This window comes from Pseudaminobacter sp. Soil_N_29 (assembly GCF_057656055.1).
This window is the reverse complement of sequence record NZ_JBDGLC010000008.1, coordinates 179,470-202,647: the sequence shown is the minus strand read 5'-3', so window position 1 is coordinate 202,647 and position 23,178 is coordinate 179,470. Positions and strand designations below refer to the sequence as shown.

Sequence of the window (23,178 nt, the reverse complement as noted above, 5' to 3'; positions counted from 1 at the left end):
GCGCCGCCTCAGAGACGAATCGGCAGCACCCGGTCCGGCGGCCTGTGACCGTCGATGAAGGTGCGAATGTTGATGATGACCTTCTCGCCCATGTCGATGCGGCCCTCGATGGTGGCCGAGCCCATATGCGGCAGGATCACCACCTTGCCCTTGGCGGCAAGCTTGACCAGCTTGGGATTGACCACCGGTTCATTCTCGAACACGTCGAGCCCGGCACCGGCGATCTTGCCCTCCTGCAGCAGCTTTACCAGCGCATCCTCGTCGATGATGTCGCCGCGCGCGGTGTTGACCAGATAGGCGGAGGGCTGCATCAGCGCCAGCCGGCGCGCCGAAAGCAGGTGGAAGGTTGCCGGCGTGGAAGGGCAGTTCACCGAGATGATGTCCATGCGGGCCAGCATCTGGTCGAGACTTTCCCAGTAGGTCGCCTCCAGTTCGTCCTCGACGCTGCGCAACACCCGGTTCCGGTTGTGATAGTGGATCGACAGGCCGAAGGCCTTGGCGCGGCGCGCCACCGCGGTGCCGATGCGGCCCATGCCGACGATGCCGAGCCGCTTGCCCCAGATGCGTCGGCCAAGCATCCACGTCGGCGACCAGCCCGCCCATTTGCCACCGCCCTCGAGCAGGGTGGCGCCTTCGGCCAGGCGGCGCGGCACGGCAAGCATCAAGGCCATGGTCATGTCGGCGGTGTCTTCGGTCAGCACGTTGGGCGTGTTGGTGACCGTGATTCCCCGTTTGGCGGCGGCCGTCACGTCGATCTTGTCGACGCCGTTGCCGAAATTCGCAATCAGCTTGAGATTCTCGCCTGCCTGCTCGATCAGCGCCGCGTCGATGCGGTCGGTCACCGTCGGCACGAGAACATCGGCTTCCTTCATGGCCGCAACCAGTTCGGGCTGGCTCATCGGCCGGTCTTCGAGGTTCAGCCGCGCATCGAACAGCTCTCGCATCCGGGTCTCGACCTGGTCCGGAAGCTTGCGCGTAATCACCACGAGAGGCTTCTTTTTGCCTGCCATTGCGTCCTCGAATGCGGATCCCGTTGAGACCTCTTTAACCAAGACGGGCGAAACTTGAAACCAGCCTTGGGGTCACTGTCTCTGTAACAAGCGGTGCCGCCGAACACAAAGAAAAAGGGCAGCTGCGCCCCATCGGCGCCGCGGCCAAAGAAAAAGAATGAAGGTGTCTCGTTTCATGTCGTCACGCGCAATCGTTGGTGCTGTTCTGGCCAGTCTTGCACTCCTGTCGACCGGCGCTTCGATCGGCGCGAGCGAGGCGGCACCGTCGCAAGAGGTGACGCTGGGACCAAGCGGGCTGCCCCTGCCCCGCTTCGTCAGCCTGAAATCCGGCCGCGTCAATTCACGCATCGGCCCGGGCATCAACTATGGCGTCGACTGGCTCTACATGAAGGCGGGCCTGCCGATGGAAATCATCCAGGAATACGACAACTGGCGCCGCGTGCGCGACGCCGAGGGCGCGGAAGGCTGGATCAACCAGTCGCTTCTCTCAGGCAAGAGAACCGCGATGACCGCCCCCTGGCAGCGCGGCAAGGACGCCAAGATCGACCTGCTGGCCAAGCCGGACCCCGAGGCGCGCGCGGTAGCCATCATTGACCCCGGCGTGGTCGGCAAGATCAAGTCGTGCAACGGCGACTGGTGCGAAATGACCTTTGATGGCGTGAGCGGGTGGCTGCGCCAGAACCAGGTCTGGGGCGCCTATCCGGGCGAGATCGTCAAGGATTGACTGGACCCCGCCAGACCGAGCGCCAAGCCACCGTGGCTGGTCGCGCCTGAACGAGCAGATGGCACAAGTCACTGCGGTGCCGGACAAGCTCCACGCACGTTGCTTCTATTGAGCGAAGCTATCGAGTGAGTGTCGGTCTAGCGCGTCCGCTTTGGGCGCAGGCGCACCACGATATCGACGTTGGCGATTTCCAGACCTTCCGGCGGCTCCGGAAGGTTGAGCACCTTCACCGGGCCGGACACGATGTCGAAAACCTTGTTCTCGCCTTCGATGAAGAAATGGTGGTGGTCGGAGGTGTTGGTGTCGAAATAGGTTCTCGACCCCTCGACTGCCAGGATACGCAGCAGGCCCGCCTCGGTGAACTGATGCAGGGCATTGTAGACCGTGGCGAGCGAAACCGGCACACCGGCCGCAACCGCTTCCTCATGCAGCTCTTCGGCCGACAGGTGGCGGTCGCCCTTGGCAAACAGCAGATTGGCCAGCGCGACTCGTTGCCGCGTCGGCCGCAGCCCCGCGTCACGCACGCGCTGTTCTATCGCCATCTCTTCGGGGACGGTCAAATCCATCAATCTGCCAAGTCCGCTCCAGCTAATAAGCAGGCTTGCCCGTGCATATATACGAATGCGGCAAGCCCATATCTTGTCTGACATATATTCCGTCAGGGGAACGTGATCAATAGGCGCACATTGACCCGGACAGGCGGTCGGGTTAATCGCAAACTTCGGTTTCCGAGCGGAAACAGTCTGTGGTACTGAACAGGGCGAACGTACGGCACGTCCGGAACCCACACGGGGAAGATATTTATGGCGGTTTCGAAATCCAGCTACGACTACGAGGAGCTGCTTGCCTGCGCCCGCGGCGAACTGTTCGGCCCGGGTAACGCACAGCTTCCCTATCCGCCGATGCTGATGTTCAATCGCATCACGGAGATCAGCGACACCGGCGGCGAGTTCGACAAGGGCTTCGTGCGCGCGGAGCTCGACATCAGCCGTGACCTCTGGTTCTTCCCCTGCCATTTCATCAACGATCCGGTGATGCCGGGCTGCCTCGGCCTCGATGCCCTGTGGCAGCTCAGCGGTTTCTTCCTCGGCTGGCTCGGCGAGCCCGGCAAGGGCCGCGCGCTTTCCACCGGCGAAGTCAAGTTCACCGGCATGGTCACCCCCGCCAACAAGAAGGTCGAGTACGGCGTCGACTTCAAGCGCGTCATGCGCGGCCGCCTGGTGCTCGGCATCGGCGACGGCTGGCTGAAGGCCGACGGCGAAACCATCTACAAGGCCACCGACCTTCGCGTCGGCCTGTTCAAGGAAGCGGCGGCCTGACCCAGCGTCGCGCCGGCCATTGAAGGAGCACTCATGAGACGCGTCGTTGTTACGGGCCTGGGTATCGTGTCTTCCATCGGAAACAACGCCGAAGAGGTGCAGTCCTCTCTGCGCGACGCCAAATCGGGCATCAGCTTCTCCGAGTCCTTTGCAGAACACGGCTTCCGGTCGCAGGTATGGGGAGCGCCAACGCTCGATCCGACCGAGCAGGTCGACCGCCGCGCCATGCGCTTCCTGTCGCGCGGCGGCGCCTGGAACCATGTCGCCATGGAGCAGGCGATTGCAGATGCCGGCCTGGAACAGGGCGACATCACCAACGAGCGTACCGGCATCGTGATGGGCTCCGGCGGCCCTTCCACCAGAACCATCGTTGAAGCCGCCGAAACCACGCTGAAGAACGGCAGCCCCAAGCGGATCGGACCCTTCGCCGTGCCGAAGGCGATGTCCTCGACCGCTTCGGCCACGCTGGCCACCTGGTTCAAGATCCACGGCGTGAACTACTCCATCTCCTCGGCCTGCTCGACCTCGGCGCATTGCATCGGCAATGCCTACGAGCTGATCCAGTGGGGCAAGCAGGACATGGTTTTCGCCGGCGGCCACGAGGATCTCGACTGGACCATGTCGGACCTGTTCGACGCCATGGGCGCCATGTCGTCCAAGTTCAACGACCGCGCTTCGGTCGCCTCGCGCGCCTATGACGCCAATCGCGACGGCTTCGTCATCGCCGGCGGCGCGGGCGTGCTGGTGCTGGAAGAGCTGGAGCATGCCAAGGCGCGCGGCGCCAAGATCTATGCCGAGGTGGTCGGCTATGGCGCGACCTCCGACGGCCATGACATGGTCGCGCCCTCGGGCGAAGGCGCTGTGCGCTGCATGAAGCAGGCGCTCTCCACCGTCTCCGGCTCCGTGGACTACATCAACACCCACGGCACCTCGACGCCGGTGGGCGATTCGAAGGAGATGAGCGCCATCCGCGAAGTGTTCGGCGAGAAGATGCCCAACATCACTTCGACGAAGTCTCTGACCGGCCATTCGCTGGGCGCAGCCGGCGTGCAGGAATCGATCTACTCCCTCCTGATGATGCAGGGCGGTTTCATCGGCGAAAGCGCCCATATCGAGGAACTCGACCCGGAATTCGAAGGCATGCCGATCGTGCGCAAGCGCATCGACAACGCAAAGATCGACACGGTGCTGTCGAACTCCTTCGGTTTCGGCGGCACCAACGCCACGCTCGTTTTCCAGCGTTACAACGGCTGAGGATATTCTTCCGATGGAAGGTTTGATGAAAGGCAAGCGCGGCCTCGTCATGGGCGTCGCCAATGACCACTCGATTGCCTGGGGCATCGCAAAGCAGCTTGCGGCGCACGGTGCCGAAATGGCCTTCACCTATCAGGGCGAAGCGTTCGGTCGGCGCGTCAAGCCGCTGGCCGAGCAGGTGAACGCCACGATGATCCTGCCCTGCGACGTTGAGGACAGTGCCTCCGTCAGCTCGGTTTTCGAGACGTTGGGCGACAAATGGGGCGGCCTGGACTTCATTGTCCATGCGATCGGCTTTTCCGACAAGAACGAGCTGAAGGGCCTCTACGCCAACACCACCCGCGAGAACTTCATCCGCACGATGGTGATTTCCTGCTACTCCTTCACCGAAGTGGCCCGCAACGCGGCCGCCCTGATGAAAGATGGCGGCTCGATGCTGACCCTGACCTATGCGGGCTCCACGCGCGTCATGCCGAACTACAACGTGATGGGCGTTGCCAAGGCCGGCCTGGAGGCCAGTGTGCGCTATCTGGCCGACGACTACGGCCCGCGCGGCATCCGCGTGAACGCTATCTCGGCCGGCCCCGTCCGCACGCTGGCTGGCGCGGGCATCGCCGACGCGCGCCACATGTTCTCCTACCAGCAGCGCAATTCGCCGCTGCGCCGCACCGTCACCCTCGACGAGATCGGCGGCTCGGCACTCTACCTGCTGTCGGACCTTTCCTCGGGCGTGACCGGCGAGATCCACTATGTGGATTCGGGCTATCACATCGTCTCGATGCCCACGCTGGAAGAGCTGAAGCAGAGCGACAGCGGCGAGTAAGCGCCACTATTCATGATCGATACGCGAACGGCCGGCTTCACCGGCCGTTTTCTTTTACGCCGGCAAGGAAGTGGCCGGCTCAGCGGCGCGCGCTCAGCACCTTGAATAGATTCGACCTCGCCAGTTCCCGCTGGTCCGAGAAGGCCGCCGAAATCGTCTTCTCATAGGGAAGCTGGCGGTTTGCGACCATGATCAGCCGGCCACCCGGCTTCAGTGCTGCCGCGGCAGCCTTGATCATGCCCTGCCCGATGTCCGGCTCGGCAGCCCGGCGCTGGTGAAAGGGCGGGTTCATGAAGATGAAGTCGTAGCGGCGCGAAACCGGCTCCCCCAGGAGATCGTGCCAGAAGAAGTTCTTCTGCATCGGGCCGACGCCGGCGAGATTGCGCCTTGCCACTTCGAGCGAACAAAAGTCCGCCTCATAAAGATCGAGCGTGAACATCTTCGGGAAGCGCTGCGCAAGCTCGGCCGCGATAAAACCCCAGCCGGCGCAGAAGTCGGCGACCGCGCCGAATACCTTGTCCGGCAGGTTTTCGACCAGCAGCTTCGAGCCCGCATCGATCTCGTCTGCCGAGAACATTCCGGGCGCGGTGACGAAACGCTCGTCGAGCAGCCGCTCGCCATTGCCGGCGCGCAGTTGCTCCACGATGCCCGCAACCTCGTCAGGCCGCCGCAGCCAGAAGGCGATGCCGTGATGCTTGGGCATTTGGTCTTCGATCGTGACAAGCTCGCCCAGGCGCTGGCGCAGGCTGGCGATGCCGTCGTCCTTGCTGCCGGCCACAAGCACCAGCGCACCCGCGCGCACGCGCTCCAGCGCCTCGGCGATCATGAGCTCGTTGGCGCCCCTGTGGCGGCCGCAGAGCACAAGCGCCGCATCGTAGCCCTCTCCTGCCGGCAAAGCCGTCACGCGGCTCTCAGAGGCCTCCAGCGGCTTGAACCAGGGGCGAAATCCCTGGACCAGCGTCAGCTCGGCCTCAAATCCCTCCGGTAACCGGAAGCCTGGCTCGGCGCCAAGAAACAGCACGCGCTCGCCTGTGGCAGGCAGCGGCAGTGCATCCGCCTCGAATGGATGGAACAGGGTTTTGAGCGTGTCTCGGGTCATGACGGGCAAGTAGTCGGTTCCGCCCCACCGATGCAAACGAAAACTCGGCCGAAACAAAAACGGGCGCCCCTTTCGGGACGCCCGCTCGAAATAATCAGACGGTTGCCTGGATCAGGCGACGGATTCCTCGTCCTCGGACTTCTTCTCGCGGACGATCTCCTTGCCGGTCTCCTGGTCGACGATCTTCATCGACAGGCGAACCTTGCCACGCTCGTCGAAGCCCATGAGCTTGACGAACACCTTCTGGCCTTCCTTGACGACGTCGGTGGTCTTGCCGACGCGCTCGTTGGAAAGCTGGGAGATGTGGACCAGGCCGTCGCGCGGGCCGAAGAAGTTCACGAACGCGCCGAAGTCGGCGGTCTTGACGACCGTGCCCTCATAGATCTCGCCCACTTCCGGCTCGGCCACGATGGTGTGGATCCACTTCTTTGCCGCCTCGATCTCCTTGGCGTTCGAAGAAGCGATCTTGACCGTGCCGTCGTCCTCGATGTTGATCTTGGCGCCGGTCTTTTCCACGATCTCGCGGATGACCTTGCCGCCCGAGCCGATGACGTCGCGGATCTTTTCGGTCGGGATGTGCATGACCTCGATGCGCGGCGCGAACTCGCCGAGTTCCTTGCGGCCCTCGGAAAGCGCGTGGGACATCTCGCCCAGGATGTGCAGGCGGCCGTCCTTGGCCTGGCCGAGCGCCACCTGCATGATCTCCTCGGTGATGCCGTGGATCTTGATGTCCATCTGCAGCGAGGTGATGCCGTTGGAGGTGCCGGCCACCTTGAAGTCCATGTCGCCGAGATGGTCCTCGTCGCCGAGGATGTCGGAGAGCACCGCGTAGCGGTCGCCTTCCTTGATCAGGCCCATGGCGATGCCGGCCACCGGCTTCTGGAGCGGAACGCCCGCATCCATCAGCGCCAGCGAGGTGCCGCAGACGGTCGCCATCGAGGACGAGCCGTTGGACTCGGTGATCTCGGAGACGACGCGCAGCGTGTAGGGGAACTGGTCGGCGGAGGGCAGCATCGGACGCACGGCGCGCCAGGCAAGCTTGCCGTGACCGATCTCGCGACGGCCGGGCGAACCCATGCGGCCGGTTTCGCCGACGGAATAGGGCGGGAAGTTGTAATGGAGGAGGAAGGTCTCCTTGTACATGCCCGTCAGCGCGTCGACATACTGCTCGTCCTCACCGGTGCCGAGCGTGGCGACCACCAGGGCCTGCGTCTCGCCGCGGGTGAACAGCGCCGAGCCGTGGGTGCGGGGCAGCACGCCGACCTCGGAGACGATGTTGCGGACCGTCTTGAGATCACGGCCGTCAATGCGCGAGCCGGTGTCGAGGATGTTCCAGCGCACGATCTTGGCCTGGAGTTCCTTGAACACGGTAGCGACCTGCTCGGCCGACCACTTCGGAGCCTCTTCGCCCACGGGAGCGAAGGCTTCCTTGACCTTGGCCTTGGCTGCGTCGACGGCGGCATAGCGCGACTGCTTGTCGATGATCTTGTAGGCTTCGCGCAGGTCGGTTTCGGCGATGCCCAGCATCTCCTTCTCGAGTTCCGAAAGGTCTTCCGGATTGTGCTCGCGCGGTTCCTTGGCTGCCACTTCGGCCAGCTTGATGATGGCGTCGATCACCGGCTGGAAGCCCTTGTGACCGAACATGACGGCGCCGAGCATGACGTCCTCGGAAAGCTCCTGGGCTTCCGACTCGACCATCAGGACGGCGTCGCCGGTGCCGGCGACGACGAGATCGAGCTTGGATTCCGGCATTTCGTCGATGTGCGGGTTAAGCACGTACTCGCCGTTGATGTAGCCGACGCGGGCGCCACCGATCGGGCCCATGAAGGGCACGCCCGACAGCGTCAGGGCCGCCGAGGTGGCGACGATCGACAGGATGTCCGGGTCGTTCTCGAGGTCATGCTGGACGACGGTGACGACGATCTGCGTGTCGTTCTTGTAGCCATCGGCAAAGAGCGGACGGATCGGGCGATCGATGAGGCGGGAGACCAGCGTCTCCTTCTCGCTCGGACGGCCCTCACGCTTGAAGTAGCCGCCGGGAATCTTGCCGGCAGCGTAGGTCTTTTCCTGGTAGTTGACGGTCAGCGGGAAGAAGTCGAAGCCCGGCTTCGGCTCCTTGGCTGAGACGACGGTGGCGAGAACGACCGTCTCGCCATAGGTGGCGAGTACGGCGGCGTCGGCCTGACGGGCGATCTTGCCGGTTTCGAGGATAAGCGGACGTCCCGCCCACTCAATTTCCACTTTGTGCTGATTGAACATGACATGTCCTTCGAATGCGGGAAGCGCAGCGCGCAACATGCGAGCGCATTCTTCCCTGGCTTGTTTCGGACGAGCCACGGGCAAGACAACGGGGTGTCTGGACATTCTGCGCTGCCAACAGCGCGCCAGGCATCCTGCAATCCTGCCCCATGACCTGCCCATGGGCGGCCCAGCAGAGCCCTCTGCTCCTGCCGAACCGGTTCGGCGACCGATGTGCCAGGAAACTCATCCGGCATCTTGACGCCTGCGGACCCGGCACTGCGGCCGACCCCGAATGGAAGATCGGCGGACCTTTTGACGAGGTCCGCCGATCAAGCTGTTAGCGACGCAGGCCGAGCTTCTCGATCAGCGTCTGGTAGCGGGCCTCATCCTTGCGCTTGAGGTAGTCAAGCAGGCTGCGGCGCTGCGAAACCAGAGCCAAAAGACCACGGCGGGAATGGTTGTCCTTCTTGTGGCCCTTGAAGTGCTCGGTCAGGTTCTTGATCCGCTCGGACAAAACCGCGACCTGGACCTCCGGCGAGCCGGTGTCGCCCTGGACGGTGGCGAATTCCGCGATCAATTGCTTCTTGCGTTCGGCAGTAATCGACATCGCGCTTTTCCTTTCGATCTGGAGGAAACAAGATGCCCTCAGCCGGGATGTCGTCCAGCAGGGGCCGATGCATGCACTGCGCCACATTGGCACAATGCTGCGGCGCATATAGTCCAAAATACGTGGAAAGGCCAGCGCTAATGCAAACCGGCCGAACCAGCGACCCTCACGCGGTGAAAACGCGGCGCGGCTTGAACATGCCGGCCTCGATTGCGCCGATCGCCACCAGCTTGCCGCGCGACGTCACGCAGGCCTCGTCGGCTTCCACCGGCGCGTCGCGGCCACGGATGATCACCGGGTTGCCCAGCCTGATCCGCGTTGCGGCGTCGTCATTGACGGGCACCTGGGGCAGGCAATCCAGCGCCGCACCGGTGTCGAGCAGGAACTCGTCGAGCGCGCTGAAATCGAGCTCCACGCCGGAATTCCTGTCCTCGGCCGAAGGGGCCGCAGCTTCCAGTTCGTTGAGCGTGACGAAATCCTCGTCGGTGAAGGGGTCCACCTCCGTGCGCCGCAGCGCTGCAATGTGGCCGTAGCAGCCGAGGTCGCGGCCCATGTCGCGCGCCAGCGAGCGCACATAGGTGCCCTTGCCGCATTCGATCTCGAACACCGAGTGGCCTTCAGGCGTCGTCTCGATCAGGTCGAGGCGGCCGATCTCGATCTCGCGCGCCGGAATTTCCACCGTCTCGCCCTCGCGAGCCAGGTCGTAGGCGCGTTCGCCGGCGATCTTGATCGCGGAGAACTGCGGCGGCGTCTGCATGATCACGCCGGTGTAATTCGGCAGCAGCGCCCGGACCTCGGCCTCGCTCGGGCGCTTGTCGGAGGTCTTTGTGACCGGGCCTTCGAGGTCGTCCGTGGAGCGCTCCTCGCCCCAGGCGACGGTGAACTGATAGATTTTGGCGCCGTCCATCACATAGGGCACGGTCTTGGTCGCCTCGCCGAGCGCGATCGGCAGCATGCCGGAGGCAAGCGGGTCCAGCGTGCCGGCATGGCCGGCCTTTTCAGCCTGGAACAGCCACTTGATCTTGGACACAGCCTCGGTCGAGCCCATGCCGACCGGCTTGTCGAACACCACCCAGCCGGAAATCGGACGACCTTTCTTCTTGCCTCGGCGGCCCACTATTCATGCTCCTTGTCGTCGTCGGCTTTCAGGTCGCGCTGCACTTCGGGCGACCTGAGCAGTTCATTGATCTTGGTGAAATTGTCGAAGCTCGTATCGAGCCGGAAGCGGAACTCGGGCATGTACTTCATCTGCCTGAGCGCCGGCGAGACGCGGCCGCGGATGAAGCGGGCGTTCCGGTTCAGCGCCTTGACCACCGCTTCGTCGTCGGGCGCGCCAAGCGGCGACACGAAAGCGGTTGCAATCTTGAGATCGGGCGACATGCGCACTTCCGAGATCGAAATCACGGTCGTCTCGACGATATCGTCGCGCACTTCGCCGCGCTGGAGCATCTCCGACAGGGCATGGCGCACCTGTTCGCCGACGCGAAGCTGGCGCTGGGAAGGCCCGGAAGCATGGGAACGTGACATGGCTGTCTATGCCTTTCGGCTGATCGGTTCGATATGATCTGAAACGGTCATCGCAAACGCGATCCGCCCTCCCCTGCGGGAGAGGGGGCGGATCGAACGTCCACAACTTGGCGAGGCCTTCTGCGCTTGGCAGTTGCCTCCTCCCGGGAGAGGAAGCTGGCCTCTTACAGCTTGCGGGTTACCATCTCGACGCGGAAGCACTCGATGATGTCGCCTTGGCGGATATCTTCGTAGTTCTGGAAGGCCATGCCGCATTCCTGGCCGACCGGCACTTCCGACACTTCGTCCTTGAAGCGCTTCAGGGTCTTCAGCGTGCCTTCGTGGATCACGATGTTGTCGCGGATCAGGCGCACGCCCGCACCACGCTCGACCTTGCCTTCGGTGACGCGGCAGCCGGCGACCTTGCCGACCTTGGTGATGTTGAACACCTCCAGGATCTCGGCATTGCCGATGAAGGTCTCGCGGCGCTCCGGCGAAAGCAGGCCCGACATCGCGTCCTTGATGTCATCCACCAGGCTGTAGATGACGTTGTAGTAGCGGATGTCGATGCCGGCCTGTTCGGCCGCCTGGCGTGCCTGCGGGTTGGCGCGAACATCGAAGCCGAGCACCACCGCCCCCGAAGTCTCGGCAAGCGAGATGTCGGTTTCGGTAATGGCGCCGGCAGCGGCGTGGACGATGCGGGCGCGAACCTCATCGGTGCCCAGCTTGTCGAGGGCCGTAACGATGGCCTCGACCGAGCCCTGCACGTCGGCCTTGATGATGAGCGGGAATTCCTTCAGGCCGCTCGTCTGCAACTGCATCATCATATGCTCGAGCGAGCCACGCTGGCCGGCATGCCGTGCGGCCGCCTTGTCGCGCGCCTTGCGCTGGCGATATTCGGTGATCTCGCGCGCCTTGGCCTCGTTGTTGACCACGGCGAAGCGGTCGCCCGCCTGCGGCGTGCCCTGAAGGCCCAGGATTTCCACCGGCGTGGCCGGCAGCGCCTCCTTCAGATGCTCGCCCCGATCGGTGACGAGCGCACGGACGCGGCCCCACTCGTTGCCGGCCACGACGATGTCGCCGACCAGCAGCGTGCCGGTCTGGACCAGCGCGGTGGCAACCGGGCCGCGGCCCTTGTCGAGCTTGGCTTCGACGATGACGCCTTCGGCGGTGCGGTTCGGGTTGGCCTGGAGGTCGAGAACCTCGGCCTGCAGGAGGACCGCCTCGAGCAGCTTGTCGAGATTGATGCCCTTGGTGGCCGACACCTCGACTTCGAGCACGTCGCCACCCATCGATTCCACGAACACCTCGTGCTGCAGAAGCTGCGTGCGCACCTTCTGCGGGTCGGCCGTCGGCTTGTCGATCTTGTTGATCGCAACGATGATCGGCACGCCGGCCGCCTTGGCATGATTGATGGACTCGATCGTCTGCGGCATCACGCTGTCGTCGGCCGCCACCACCAGAATGGCGATGTCGGTGGCCTGCGCACCGCGGGCACGCATGGCCGTGAAGGCGGCGTGGCCGGGCGTGTCGATGAAGGTGATCTTCTGACCGTTCTTCTCGACCTGGTAGGCACCGATGTGCTGGGTAATGCCGCCGGCTTCGCCGGTGACCACCCTGGAATTGCGGAGCGCGTCGAGCAGCGAGGTCTTGCCGTGATCGACATGGCCCATGATGGTCACGACCGGCGAACGCGGCAGCATGTCCTCGGGACGGTCCGGAATGTTGAACAGGCCTTCCTCGATGTCGGAATCGGCAACGCGGCGCACGGTGTGGCCGAATTCCGATGCCACCAGCTCGGCGGTATCGGCGTCGATCACGTCGCCCGGCTTCAGGATCTGGCCCTGCTTCATGAAGAACTTGACCACGTCGACCGCGCGTTCCGACATGCGGCTCGCAAGGTCCTGAACCGTAATCGTCTCAGGCAGAATGACTTCACGCACGATCTTCTCGCGAGGCTCCTGGTGCATCGCGCGCTTGAACTTCTCCTGGCGGCGGCGCATGGCCGACAGCGAGCGCGAACGCGCATCGTCATCCGACAGCGCAGTGTTCAGGGTAAGCTTGCCGCGACGGCGATCTTCCTCGCCCTTGGCCTTGACGGGACGCGCAACCTCGGGCGTAACCACGCGCCGGACCGGCGTAGCGCTGCGCGGCGAAGGCGCGCTCTTGCTCTTGGCCTCGACCGGCTCATCATCGACAACCTCGGCCTGCGGCGCGCGGCGGCGGGCCTCTTCCTCGGCGCGGCGGCGGGATTCGGCCTCGGCCTGCAGGCGGGCTTCTTCCTCGGCCTGGCGGCGTGCAGACTCTTCGCGCTCGCGGCGGCGGCGCTCTTCCTCTTCCTGGCGGCGCTTTGCCTCTTCCGCGGCGCGGACACGATCCTCAGCCTCGCGGGCAACGGCACCCTCGAGCGCGCGGCGACGCGCTTCCATCTCGCTGGACGAAAGCTCGTTCAGCACCATGCCGGACCGTTCGGCCATCGGCTTGGGCGCGGGCCGGGGCGTCTCCACCACGGGTGCGGCCTGCACCTGCGGCTTGGGCGCGGGTTTGGGCGTGAACACCGGCGCTGCCTCCGGCTTTTCGCCAGGCAGAGTGAACTTGCGCTTCTTGGTCTCGACGACGACCGACTTGGTGCGCCCGTGCGAGAAGTTCTGGCGCACAGTGCCCTGCTCGATGCCGGGGCGCTTCAGCGTCAATGTCTTCTTCGTGTTGACGCTCAAAGTGTTGTCGTCACCCGATTTAGTATCGCTCATTCCACATCCTCTGCGGCATCATCTTCTTCGGCAATCGCCGCAAACATTGCCCGCTCATCCGGGGATCCGCCCCGGTATCGGTCAAGCGCAACCATGCGCTTCTGCGCCGCTCGTCCCGCGTCCTCCGCAAGAACCGCAGCATGTATCACATTTGTGCCACCCAATGCCAAACTCAAATCGGTTTCCGAAAAAAGTTTATAGGCATAGATTTCCGGCCCGCCAGCATAGGCTGTCGCACGGCGTGCCTGGGTGATCTTGCGCAGGCCGTCTTCCGAAGCTTCTCGTGCATGGAGAACAAGAAGGGCGTGGCCGCTGCGGACCGCACTTTCGACCTTGGTGGCGCCAAGCGCTACAGCGCCAGCCTTGCGAGCCAGCCCCAAAGCGCCCAACGCGGACTTGGCGAGAAGCCTGTCGACCATTTCGCCGAGCTGCGGCGAAACGACGACGTCGCGCTTGAATGCTCGGGCGAAAAGGTTTTTCCCGGCCGCCTTGTCTATATGTAGGCGATCGGCGCTGACCCAGCAACCGCGCCCGGGGAGGTTTCTTTTCAGGTCCGGCACGACGGCACGATCCGGACCGACGACGAACCGGATCAGTTCATCCGGTTCGGCGGTCTTTCGCGTGACGATGCATGTGCGATCGTTCATCTCTTCCAAGGGCATATCCGGTTCGATGGGCGCTCACCTCACTCACCGGCGGCTTCGGCAGCGCCTTCTTCGGCAGCGGCCTCTTCCTCGGTGATCCAGCCAGCCTTCAGGCGGGCCGCAAGCACCATCTGCTCGGCATCGGCACGGGTGACGCCGAAGCTTGCCAGCACGCCGGGGTAGAACTTGGTCTCACCGTCCTTGCGCTCCTTCCAACCGACGAGATCGTCGACCGCGTAGCCGGCGAAGTCCTCGACCGTCTTCACGCCATCCTCGCCCAGCGCCACCAGCATGGCGGTGGTTACGCCCGGCAGCTCGCGCAGATCGTCGGAAACGCCCAGCTCCGTGCGCTTGGCATCGTGCTCGGCCTCGATGCGGTCGAGATATTCCTTGGCGCGGGTCTGGATCTCGCTTGCGGTGTCCTCATCGAAGCCGTCGATCGACGAAATCTCGTCGGCATCGACATAGGCAACTTCCTCGACGCTGGTGAAGCCTTCCGAGGCGAGCACCTGGCCGACCATCTCGTCGACGTTCAGCGCCTCCATGAACAGCGTCGAGCGCTCGACGAATTCCTTCTGGCGGCGTTCGGACTCTTCCTGCTCGGTCAGGATATCGATGTCCCAGCCGGTCAGCTGCGAAGCCAGGCGCACGTTCTGTCCGCGGCGGCCGATGGCCAGCGAAAGCTGATCGTCGGGAACCACAACCTCGATGCGCTCGGCCTCCTCGTCCAGCACAACCTTGGCGACTTCCGCCGGCTGAAGCGCGTTGACGATGAAGGAGGCTGCCGACGGCGACCACGGGATGATGTCGATCTTCTCGCCCTGGAGCTCGGCAACCACGGCCTGCACGCGCGAGCCGCGCATGCCGACGCAGGCGCCCACGGGATCAATCGAGGAGTCGCGCGAAACAACAGCGATCTTGGCGCGGGAGCCCGGATCGCGAGCCACCGACTTGATCTCGATGATGCCGTCGTAGATTTCCGGCACTTCCATGGTGAACAGCTTCGCCATGAACTGCGGATGCGTGCGCGACAGGAAGATCTGCGGCCCGCGCTGCTCGCGGCGCACGTCATAGACATAGGCGCGCACGCGGTCGCCATACTTGTAGTTCTCGCGGGGGATCAGCTCGTCGCGGCGGATGATCGCCTCGCCGCGGCCCAGGTCGACAATGACATTGCCGTATTCGACGCGCTTGACGGTGCCGTTGACGATCTCGCCGATGCGATCCTTGTATTCGTCGTACTGGCGGTCGCGCTCGGCCTCGCGCACCTTCTGCACGATGACCTGCTTGGCCGACTGCGCTGCGATGCGGCCGAAATCCATCGGCGGCAACTGCTCGGCGATGAAGTCGCCGACCTGCGCATCGGGATTGCGCTCGCGCGCCTCGGCAAGCGAGATCTGGGTCGCGTAGTCCTCGACGTTCTCGACAACCTCCATCAGCCGCTGCAGCTTCATCTCGCCCGTCTGCGGGTTGATGTCGGCGCGGATGTTGGTTTCCTGACCATAGCGCGAACGCGCGGCCTTCTGGATCGCATCGGCCATCGCGGCGATCACGATCTGCTTGTCGATCGACTTTTCCCGCGCGACCGCATCGGCGATCTGCAGCAGCTCAAGCCTGTTCGCACTGACTACCATCTTGGTCTCCCTGAACGCTGCCGTCGAGCCGGCCGTTCAATCACTCTTCGGTTTCGGTTTCGTCTTCCGCGCCGTCCTCGTCGGGCTCGCCACGGCGTTTCTTGGCTTCCTTGCGCGCCTTGTTGTCCTTGCTCAGCGCATCGCGGATCAGGTCGTCGGTCAGGATCAGCCGGGCGTCGGAGACCGCCTCGAAAGGTATCCGCACCGACGGCTCCTCGCCATAGGCAGGCTGGTCCCGCTCGATGACGAAGCCATCCTCGTCGGACTCGCCGATGCGGCCGCGAAAGCGCTTGCGATCGCCGACCAGGATGGAGGTCTCCAGCTTCACCAGATGGCCGGCCCAGGTCGTGAAATCGGCCTTGCGCACCAGCGGGCGATCGATGCCGGGCGAGGAAACCTCGAGATGATATGCCTTCTCGATCGGATCGTCGACATCAAGAACCGGAGAAACCGCGCGGCTTACTTCCTCGCAGTCCTCGACGGTCATGGTGCCGTCGTCGCGCTCGACCATGATCTGAAGCGTGAGGCCGTTCTGGCCCGAGAGACGCACGCGCACGAGCCGGAAGCCCGTAGCGCGCAGCACGGGCGCAATGATGCCCGCCACGCGCGCCTCAACGCCGCTTTCGCGGATGATCCGGTCATCTCCGGCGATGCCTGTCTCTTCTGTCATTTCGCTTCCAGCCTCGGGCCGGTAACAAAAAAGAGCGGGACCGGGTGGACCCACTCTTCGCCATACCGACCAAGAATTTATCCTGATATAGCCGAGAGATCGGCAATTTTCAAGTCCGCTGCACCGTATGCGGGCACGTAATCGTCGCTCGACCACAGAAATCGAACAAACAGCGGCCGGCCAGAAGCCGCCGGCCTACGCCCTGAGGAAGGTCAGATAGGCGGGCGTGCGGCCTTCGCGGACGGCCTTCGCCTCGTAACGGGTGCGTATCCAGCCCTCATACGGGCGATGCCAGTCGCCGGCATCCGCGGCCTGCCATTCGAAGGCCGGATGCGCGCGGCAATGCAGCAGCGTCCAGTTGACATAGGTGTCGATGTCGGAGGCGAAGCGGAACTTCGCCCCGCTCTTCATGGCGCGGGCGAAGCGGTCGAGATTGGCCGCGCTGACAAAACGGCGCTTCCAGTGTCGCTTCTTCGGCCACGGGTCGGGATAGAGCAGATCGATGCCCATGAGCGCACCCTGTGGCAGCCAGTCCAGCAACCGCGTGGCGTCATCATCATAGACGCGCAGGTTCGGCAGGGGATTTTCGCCCAGCGAGGTCATCAGCCGCGCCATGCCGTTGACGAAGGGCTCGACGCCGATGAAGCCGATGTCCGGATGGGTCGAAGCCATGTGGTAGATATGCTCGCCGCCGCCGAAGCCGATCTCGAGCCGCACGCCCTTTACCCGCGCGGAAAACAGCGCGCCGAGATCGGCGGGCGCCGGCTCGGACAGGTCGATCCGGTACTTGGCGAGGCCGGCCTCCAGCGCCGCAGCCTGGTGGGGACGGATGGTCTTGCCGTGCCGTCGACCGAAAAAGGCTTCGGTCGAGCGGCTGCGCCGGGGTTCAGCATTCATTGAAACAGTCCGGAATTGCGGCGGCCCGAAGCCTCAGGCCGCCAATGCGTGTTCGGCCGCCACAGCGTCCTTGATAGCCTTGACCAGGTCGGTCTTCTCCCAGGAGAAGGATCCGTCGCGGCCGGGCTTGCGGCCGAAATGGCCATAGGCGGTGGTCTTGGCGTAGATGGGCTTGTTGAGGTCGAGATGGCGGCGGATGCCCGAGGGCGACAGATCCATCACTTCACGCAACGCCTTCTCCAGAACCGCCTCGTCGATCTTTCCGGTGCCGTGCAGGTCGACATAGACCGACAGCGGCTGCGCCACGCCGATGGCGTAAGAAAGCTGGATGGTGCAACGGTCGGCCAGCCTGGCCGCCACCACGTTCTTGGCGAGATAGCGCGCCGCATAGGCAGCCGAACGGTCGACCTTGGTCGTGTCCTTGCCCGAGAAGGCGCCGCCGCCATGCGGCGCGGCACCGCCATAGGTGTCGACGATGATCTTGCGGCCGGTGAGGCCAGCATCGCCGTCGGGGCCGCCGATGACGAACTTGCCGGTCGGATTGATGTACCAGTTGCAATTGTCGGCGATCTTCAGGTCGCCGAGCGCCTCGCGAATGTAGGGCTCCACGACCGAGCGGACCTTCTTGGAATCCCAGTCGGGATCGAGATGCTGCGTCGACAGGACGATCTGCGTGACCTCGGTCGGCACGCCGTCGACATAGCGCACGGTCACCTGGCTCTTGGAATCGGGACCCAGCTTGCCGACGTCGCCCTTGCCCTCGTGGCGGGCCGCCGAGAGCAGCTCAAGGATCTTGTGGCTGTAATAGATCGGCGCAGGCATGAGGTCCGGCGTCTCTCGGCAGGCATAGCCGAACATGATGCCCTGGTCGCCGGCACCCTCGGCATTGGCGTCGAGGGCCTTGTCGACGCCCTGCGCGATGTCGGCGGACTGGGCATGCAGCAGAACGTCGATCTTCGCGGTCTTCCAGTGGAAGCCTTCCTGCTCGTAGCCGATGGCGCGGATGGCGCGGCGGGCGACGGAACGGAACTTCGACGGATTGATCACCGGGTGACCCTTGGCGTCGAGCACCGGCTTGCCGTCCTTGCCAATCTTCAAGAGCGTCGGGGGCACCCGAACCTCACCGGCAATCACGACGCGGTTGGTCGTGGCCAACGTCTCGCAGGCCACGCGCACGTCCCACGGATTCATGCCGGCCTTCTTTGCTTCCCGATAGACCATGTCCACGATTTCGTCGGAGATGCGGTCGCACACCTTGTCGGGATGGCCTTCGGAAACGGATTCGCTTGTGAAGAAATAGTTGTGCCGCGTCACGGGTGTCCCCTCTAGAAAAACGGGCGGCCGGATGCCGCCTTGTGGCCACACACCGTTAGCGAAACCCTGCGTAGCCCGCAAGATTGCTTGTGGCGTGGATCAAGCCCTTTTGAGCATTGGCGCCCGGCGGATCCCCGCATCCCCGTCGCACAGGGCATCCGCTGGCGATTAGCCGACAACCGCAAGCGACAACTTTCGTTTTATTGATATTTAGATGAAGAACGAAAGTTTCGTCTGAGCGCTATTCCCACATCGCCCAGCCATAGCACAATCCAAATTCACACAGCGATCGCCAAGCCACTGGCAAGACATGTCATTTTGAAGTGATAACACAATGCGATATCTGCAATTCGGATAGTGCTGTTTGGGTATAAAGTAGCAAGAAAGAAAAAACTGCTGTGGCCGAACAACTTTCAGTTTCTTTTCGTTTGACACTCATTATTATTTCGAAATAAATCGGCTTGGGATTTCGCGATAAGCCAAAAAATTTGCGATACGAATTCGACGGGAGGACTTACCTCGGTGCGGCCCGTGCCCGGCGGCTGACCGGGGCCTACGGCGCGGCCGCGCTGCTCGGCAGGACGAATGGGCGCCGACGCCCGAGGACGTGATGCAGAACCAAATGCGGGTTGCGTTTCAGCCCGGAACAGGCTTCGCTGCGGGAGGAGTTCTTGCGCCTGTCGCCGGACCACGAACCTCGGCGACCGGATAGCGCGGCAGAGAGGGGAGGACTTGATGCTTGAGCTCAGGCAGGTCTCGAAGGTGGTGGGCGCCGCGACCCACATCACCGACGTATCGCTGAGGCTCGAGCACGGCTCCCTCAACGTGCTGCTCGGCCCGACGCTCTCGGGCAAGACCAGCCTGATGCGGCTGATGGCAGGGCTCGATGCGCCGACCTCTGGCTCGATATGGTTCGATGGCCGCGACGTTACCGGCCTGCCGGTGCAGAAGCGCAACGTCGCCATGGTCTACCAGCAGTTCATCAACTATCCGGCGATGACGGTCTACGAGAACATCGCCTCCCCGCTCCGCGTCGCCGGCGTCGACCGGTCCAAGGTCGATCGCCAGGTCAGGAAGACGGCGGAACTGCTCAAGCTCACGCCCTATCTCGAGCGCACGCCGCTGCAACTTTCCGGCGGACAGCAGCAGCGGACGGCGCTGGCCCGCGCCATCGTCAAGAATGCCAGCCTGGTTCTGCTCGACGAGCCGCTGGCCAATCTCGACTACAAGCTGCGCGAGGAACTGCGCGAGGAGCTGCCGAAGATCTTCGCGGAGGCCGGCACCATCTTCGTCTACGCGACGACCGAGCCGCACGAGGCGCTGCTGCTCGGCGGCAACACGGCCACCCTTTCGGAAGGCCGGGTCACGCAGTTCGGGCCGACCCTCGAAGTGTTCCGAAAGCCTGTCGATCTGGTGACGGCCAGGACCTTCGCCGATCCGCCGCTGAACACGATCGAGCTGCGGAAAGCGGGCGCGCATTTCCTTCTCGATGGCGGCATGAAGCTGCCCGTGCCGGCCGCACTCGCCGATATCTCCGACACCGGCTACACGATCGGCTTCCAGCCCCATCATCTTTTTCTCGAGCGGCCGAACGCTGCCGCCGTTCCGTTGCGCGCCAAGGTGGCGATCACCGAGATCACCGGCTCGGAGAGCTTCGTGCACCTCAGCCTGGCCGACGCGCGCTGGGTCATGCTCGCCCACGGCATCCGCGACCTGCAGGCAGACGACGAGATCGAGGTGTTCGTCGATCCGCGCCACATCATGGTGTTCGATTCAAGCGGCCGTGCCATCGGCCAGCCGAAACCGATGGCTTGAGGGGAACGGTAATGGCGCGCATCGACGTCAACCATATCCGCCACTCCTACCTGCCGGACCCCATCAGGGAGGCCGACTTCGCGCTGAAGGAGGTGCAGCAGACCTTCGAGGACGGCGGCGCCTATGCGCTGCTGGGGCCTTCCGGCTGCGGCAAGACCACGCTGCTCAACATCATCTCCGGGCTCGTCCATCCCTCGCATGGCCGCCTGCTGTTCAACGGCCGGGACGTGACCGAGCTCTCGACCCAGGAGCGCAACATCGCGCAGGTGTTCCAGTTCCCGGTGATCTACGACACCATGACCGTCTACGACAATCTGGCCTTCCCGCTGCGCAACCGCGGCGTGCCGGCAGCGGATGTCGAGCGCCGCGTGCGCGAGACGCTCGACATGATAGGCCTCGCCGATTGGGCACAGCGAAAAGCCAGGGGCCTGACCGCCGACCAGAAGCAGAAGATCTCGCTGGGACGTGGGTTGGTCCGTTCCGACGTCAACGCCATCCTGTTCGACGAGCCGCTGACCGTCATCGACCCGCACATGAAATGGGTGCTGCGCTCGCAGCTCAAGCAGCTGCACCGGCGCTTCGGCTACACCATGGTCTATGTCACCCACGACCAGACCGAGGCGCTGACTTTCGCCGAGCAGGTGGTGGTGATGTATGACGGCGGTATCGTGCAGATCGGCACGCCCGAGGAACTGTTTGAGCGGCCGCGTCATACCTTCGTCGGCTATTTCATCGGCTCGCCCGGCATGAACGTCATGCCGGTGGAGATCGAGGGCCGGACCGCCCGGCTGGGCTCGCAGACGATCGACCTGCCGGGCGCGCCGGGTGTCATCGGCGGCGTGACCGAACTCGGCATCCGGCCCGAATATGTTCGGCTCGGCCGCCATGGCATGGCTGTCTCTGTCAGCAAGGTCGAGGATGTCGGCCGCCACAAGGTGGTCCGCGCCAGCCTGGAAGGCCGCGACATCGCGGCGATCATCGGCGAGGACGACGCCATTCCAGCCGAACCCAGGATCAGCTTCGACCCGGCGGGCATCAACATCTACGCCGATTCCTGGCGCGTCGAGATGGGAGCGTGAGATGGAAAGGACCCAGAACAACAAGGCCTGGTTCCTGGTGCTGCCCGTGCTGGTGCTGGTGGCGTTCTCGGCCGTGATCCCGCTGATGACGGTGGTGAACTATTCGGTCCAGGACACCTTCGGCAACAACCAGTTTTTCTGGGCAGGCACCGAATGGTTCGAGGACCTGCTGGCCTCAGACCGGTTCTGGCAGGCGATGTTCCGGAACCTGCTCTTCTCCTTCATCATCCTCGTGATCGAAGTGCCGCTCGGCATCTTCATCGCGCTCAACATGCCGCGCAAGGGATGGGGCGTGCCGGTGTGCCTGGTGCTGATGGCGCTGCCGCTGCTGATCCCGTGGAACGTCGTGGGCACGATCTGGCAGGTGTTCGGCCGCAACGACATCGGCCTGCTGGGTTATACCGTCAACGCGCTCGGCATCAACTACAACTACGTCCAGAACCCGTTCGACGCCTGGGTCACGGTCATCGTCATGGACGTCTGGCACTGGACGAGCCTCATTGTGCTGCTCTGCTATGCCGGGCTGGTTGCCATTCCCGACGCTTTCTACCAGGCGGCCAAGATCGACGGCGCGTCGCGCTGGGCAGTGTTCCGCTACATCCAGTTTCCCAAGATGCAGCGCGTGTTGCTGATTGCGGTGCTGCTACGCTTCATGGACAGCTTCATGATCTACACCGAGCCATTCGTCGTCACCGGCGGCGGCCCCGGCAACTCGACGACCTTCCTGTCGATCGACCTCGTCAAGATGGCGCTGGGCCAGTTCGACCTCGGGCCGGCAGCCGCCATGTCGCTGGTCTACTTCCTCATCATCCTGCTTCTGTCATGGGTCTTCTACACCGTGATGACCAACTACGATGCGGAGCGCTGAGATGAACAGCGCGAACGAGAGGACAGGGCAAGGCACGATGAACGAGAGGGTCGCTGTCAGCCGTCTGGAGAGCGACCTGGCGCAGGGCTCGGTTGCGCACCGCATGCGTCGCCGTGGGCAGGAAAGCCGCTGGTGGTGGATCGTTCCGACGCTGTACATCGTCTTCCTGTTGTTGCCGATCTACTGGCTCATCAACATGAGCTTCAAGACCAACAACGAGATCGTGTCCTCGCTGACGCTCTACCCGCATGAGCCGACGCTGCGCAATTATCGCATCATCTTCACTGATGCGGCCTGGTATTCCGGCTACATCAATTCGATCATCTATGTGGTCATGAACATGGTGATCTCGGTGGCGGTGGCGCTGCCGGCGGCCTACGCCTTCTCGCGCTACCGTTTCCTGGGCGACAAGCACCTCTTCTTCTGGCTGCTTACCAACCGCATGGCGCCGCCTGCCGTGTTCGCTCTGCCCTTCTTCCAGCTCTATTCCGCCTTCGGCCTGATCGACACGCACATCGCCGTGGCGTTGGCGCACTGCCTGTTCAACGTGCCGCTGGCGGTGTGGATACTCGAGGGCTTCATGTCGGGCGTGCCGAAGGAAATCGACGAGACCGCCTATATCGACGGCTATTCCTTCCCCCGCTTCTTCGTGAAGATCTTCATGCCGCTGATCGCGAGCGGCATCGGCGTGGCCTGCTTCTTCTGCTTCATGTTCTCGTGGGTGGAGCTTCTGATCGCCCGCACGCTGACCACGACGAACGCCAAGCCCATCGCGGCGACCATGACGCGCACCGTTTCCGCAGCCGGCATGGACTGGGGACTTCTGGCCGCCGCCGGCGTACTGACCCTGATCCCGGGCGCGCTCGTGATCTGGTTCGTGCGCAACTACATCGCCAAGGGTTTTGCGCTGGGGAGGGTCTGACG

At 63.7% G+C, this 23,178-nt stretch carries 21 protein-coding genes; 8 read left to right on the top strand and 13 right to left on the bottom strand.

From position 1 onward, the window contains the following. Positions 1-8 precede the first annotated feature (8 nt). Positions 9-1,010 (bottom strand): 2-hydroxyacid dehydrogenase, encoded by a 1,002-nt coding sequence (locus AC3A4H_RS18635; protein WP_348779112.1) that lies wholly within the window; start codon positions 1,008-1,010, stop codon positions 9-11. 163 nt (positions 1,011-1,173) lie between these two features. Here AC3A4H_RS18635 and AC3A4H_RS18630 point away from each other — a divergent pair, with 163 nt between their 5' ends. Then, a complete protein-coding gene (locus AC3A4H_RS18630; protein ID WP_487768112.1) occupies positions 1,174-1,734 on the top strand; it encodes an SH3 domain-containing protein in 561 nt (186 codons plus the stop codon). 137 nt (positions 1,735-1,871) lie between these two features. Here AC3A4H_RS18630 and irrA read toward each other — a convergent pair whose 3' ends face one another. Next, a complete protein-coding gene (irrA, locus tag AC3A4H_RS18625) occupies positions 1,872-2,300 on the bottom strand; it encodes an iron response transcriptional regulator IrrA (protein ID WP_487768027.1) in 429 nt (142 codons plus the stop codon). Positions 2,301-2,537: 237 nt separating this feature from the next. Between irrA and fabA the strand changes: the two genes are divergently transcribed. From fabA to fabI, 3 genes are read left to right on the top strand one after another with little or no spacing between them, the layout of a single operon-like run. Continuing rightward, on the top strand, positions 2,538-3,053 hold the full coding sequence (gene fabA, locus AC3A4H_RS18620; RefSeq protein ID WP_348779109.1) for a 3-hydroxyacyl-[acyl-carrier-protein] dehydratase FabA: 516 nt from the start codon (positions 2,538-2,540) through the stop codon (positions 3,051-3,053). A 33-nt stretch (positions 3,054-3,086) separates the two neighbouring features. Then, positions 3,087-4,307 carry a beta-ketoacyl-ACP synthase I gene (fabB, locus tag AC3A4H_RS18615; RefSeq protein WP_487768026.1) on the top strand — a complete coding sequence of 407 codons (1,221 nt, stop codon included), beginning with the start codon at positions 3,087-3,089 and terminating at the stop codon, positions 4,305-4,307. 13 nt (positions 4,308-4,320) lie between these two features. Beyond that, a complete protein-coding gene (gene fabI, locus AC3A4H_RS18610; protein WP_348779107.1) occupies positions 4,321-5,130 on the top strand; it encodes an enoyl-ACP reductase FabI in 810 nt (269 codons plus the stop codon). Positions 5,131-5,209: 79 nt separating this feature from the next. On the opposite strand, the gene AC3A4H_RS18605 is transcribed toward fabI, so the two are convergent. From AC3A4H_RS18605 to metK, 11 genes are all read right to left on the bottom strand, one after another. Continuing rightward, entirely contained in the window at positions 5,210-6,229 is a 1,020-nt protein-coding gene (locus tag AC3A4H_RS18605; protein WP_487768111.1) for a class I SAM-dependent methyltransferase, read from the bottom strand. Between the two features lie 111 nt (positions 6,230-6,340). Further along, positions 6,341-8,488: a polyribonucleotide nucleotidyltransferase gene (gene pnp, locus AC3A4H_RS18600; protein WP_487768025.1), complete on the bottom strand. Its 2,148-nt coding sequence runs from the start codon at positions 8,486-8,488 to the stop codon at positions 6,341-6,343. 319 nt (positions 8,489-8,807) lie between these two features. Continuing rightward, positions 8,808-9,185: a 30S ribosomal protein S15 gene (rpsO, locus tag AC3A4H_RS18595; protein ID WP_487768024.1), complete on the bottom strand. Its 378-nt coding sequence runs from the start codon at positions 9,183-9,185 to the stop codon at positions 8,808-8,810. Positions 9,186-9,243: 58 nt separating this feature from the next. After that, a complete protein-coding gene (truB, locus tag AC3A4H_RS18590; protein ID WP_487768023.1) occupies positions 9,244-10,194 on the bottom strand; it encodes a tRNA pseudouridine(55) synthase TruB in 951 nt (316 codons plus the stop codon). Further along, the gene (gene rbfA / locus AC3A4H_RS18585) at positions 10,194-10,604 is read right to left on the bottom strand and encodes a 30S ribosome-binding factor RbfA (RefSeq protein ID WP_348779103.1); all 411 of its coding nucleotides are present in this window, start codon (positions 10,602-10,604) and stop codon (positions 10,194-10,196) included. Before rbfA ends, truB begins: the two co-directional genes overlap by 1 nt. 164 nt (positions 10,605-10,768) lie before the next feature. Further along, positions 10,769-13,333: a translation initiation factor IF-2 gene (gene infB / locus AC3A4H_RS18580; protein WP_487768022.1), complete on the bottom strand. Its 2,565-nt coding sequence runs from the start codon at positions 13,331-13,333 to the stop codon at positions 10,769-10,771. Next, positions 13,330-13,980, bottom strand: coding sequence for an RNA-binding protein (locus tag AC3A4H_RS18575; protein ID WP_348779101.1), 651 nt, complete (start codon positions 13,978-13,980; stop codon positions 13,330-13,332). Before AC3A4H_RS18575 ends, infB begins: the two co-directional genes overlap by 4 nt. Before the next feature lie 38 nt (positions 13,981-14,018). After that, on the bottom strand, positions 14,019-15,611 hold the full coding sequence (gene nusA / locus AC3A4H_RS18570; protein WP_348779100.1) for a transcription termination factor NusA: 1,593 nt from the start codon (positions 15,609-15,611) through the stop codon (positions 14,019-14,021). Positions 15,612-15,651: 40 nt separating this feature from the next. Then, positions 15,652-16,281, bottom strand: a complete 630-nt coding sequence (gene rimP, locus AC3A4H_RS18565; protein WP_348779099.1) for a ribosome maturation factor RimP — start codon at positions 16,279-16,281, stop codon at positions 15,652-15,654. A gap of 195 nt (positions 16,282-16,476) precedes the next feature. Then, on the bottom strand, positions 16,477-17,178 hold the full coding sequence (trmB, locus tag AC3A4H_RS18560; RefSeq protein ID WP_487768021.1) for a tRNA (guanine(46)-N(7))-methyltransferase TrmB: 702 nt from the start codon (positions 17,176-17,178) through the stop codon (positions 16,477-16,479). 33 nt (positions 17,179-17,211) lie between these two features. Continuing rightward, positions 17,212-18,492: a methionine adenosyltransferase gene (gene metK, locus AC3A4H_RS18555; protein ID WP_487768020.1), complete on the bottom strand. Its 1,281-nt coding sequence runs from the start codon at positions 18,490-18,492 to the stop codon at positions 17,212-17,214. Positions 18,493-19,227: 735 nt separating this feature from the next. Here metK and AC3A4H_RS18550 point away from each other — a divergent pair. From AC3A4H_RS18550 to AC3A4H_RS18535, 4 genes are read left to right on the top strand one after another with little or no spacing between them, the layout of a single operon-like run. After that, positions 19,228-20,307, top strand: coding sequence for an ABC transporter ATP-binding protein (locus AC3A4H_RS18550; protein WP_487768019.1), 1,080 nt, complete (start codon positions 19,228-19,230; stop codon positions 20,305-20,307). 11 nt (positions 20,308-20,318) lie between these two features. Further along, complete coding sequence (locus tag AC3A4H_RS18545; protein ID WP_487768018.1) at positions 20,319-21,386, top strand: ABC transporter ATP-binding protein; 1,068 nt, start codon at positions 20,319-20,321, stop codon at positions 21,384-21,386. A gap of 1 nt (position 21,387) precedes the next feature. After that, positions 21,388-22,254, top strand: a complete 867-nt coding sequence (locus AC3A4H_RS18540) for a carbohydrate ABC transporter permease (protein ID WP_348779094.1) — start codon at positions 21,388-21,390, stop codon at positions 22,252-22,254. Between the two features lie 37 nt (positions 22,255-22,291). Continuing rightward, on the top strand, positions 22,292-23,176 hold the full coding sequence (locus tag AC3A4H_RS18535; protein WP_487768110.1) for a carbohydrate ABC transporter permease: 885 nt from the start codon (positions 22,292-22,294) through the stop codon (positions 23,174-23,176). Positions 23,177-23,178: the final 2 nt, after the last annotated feature.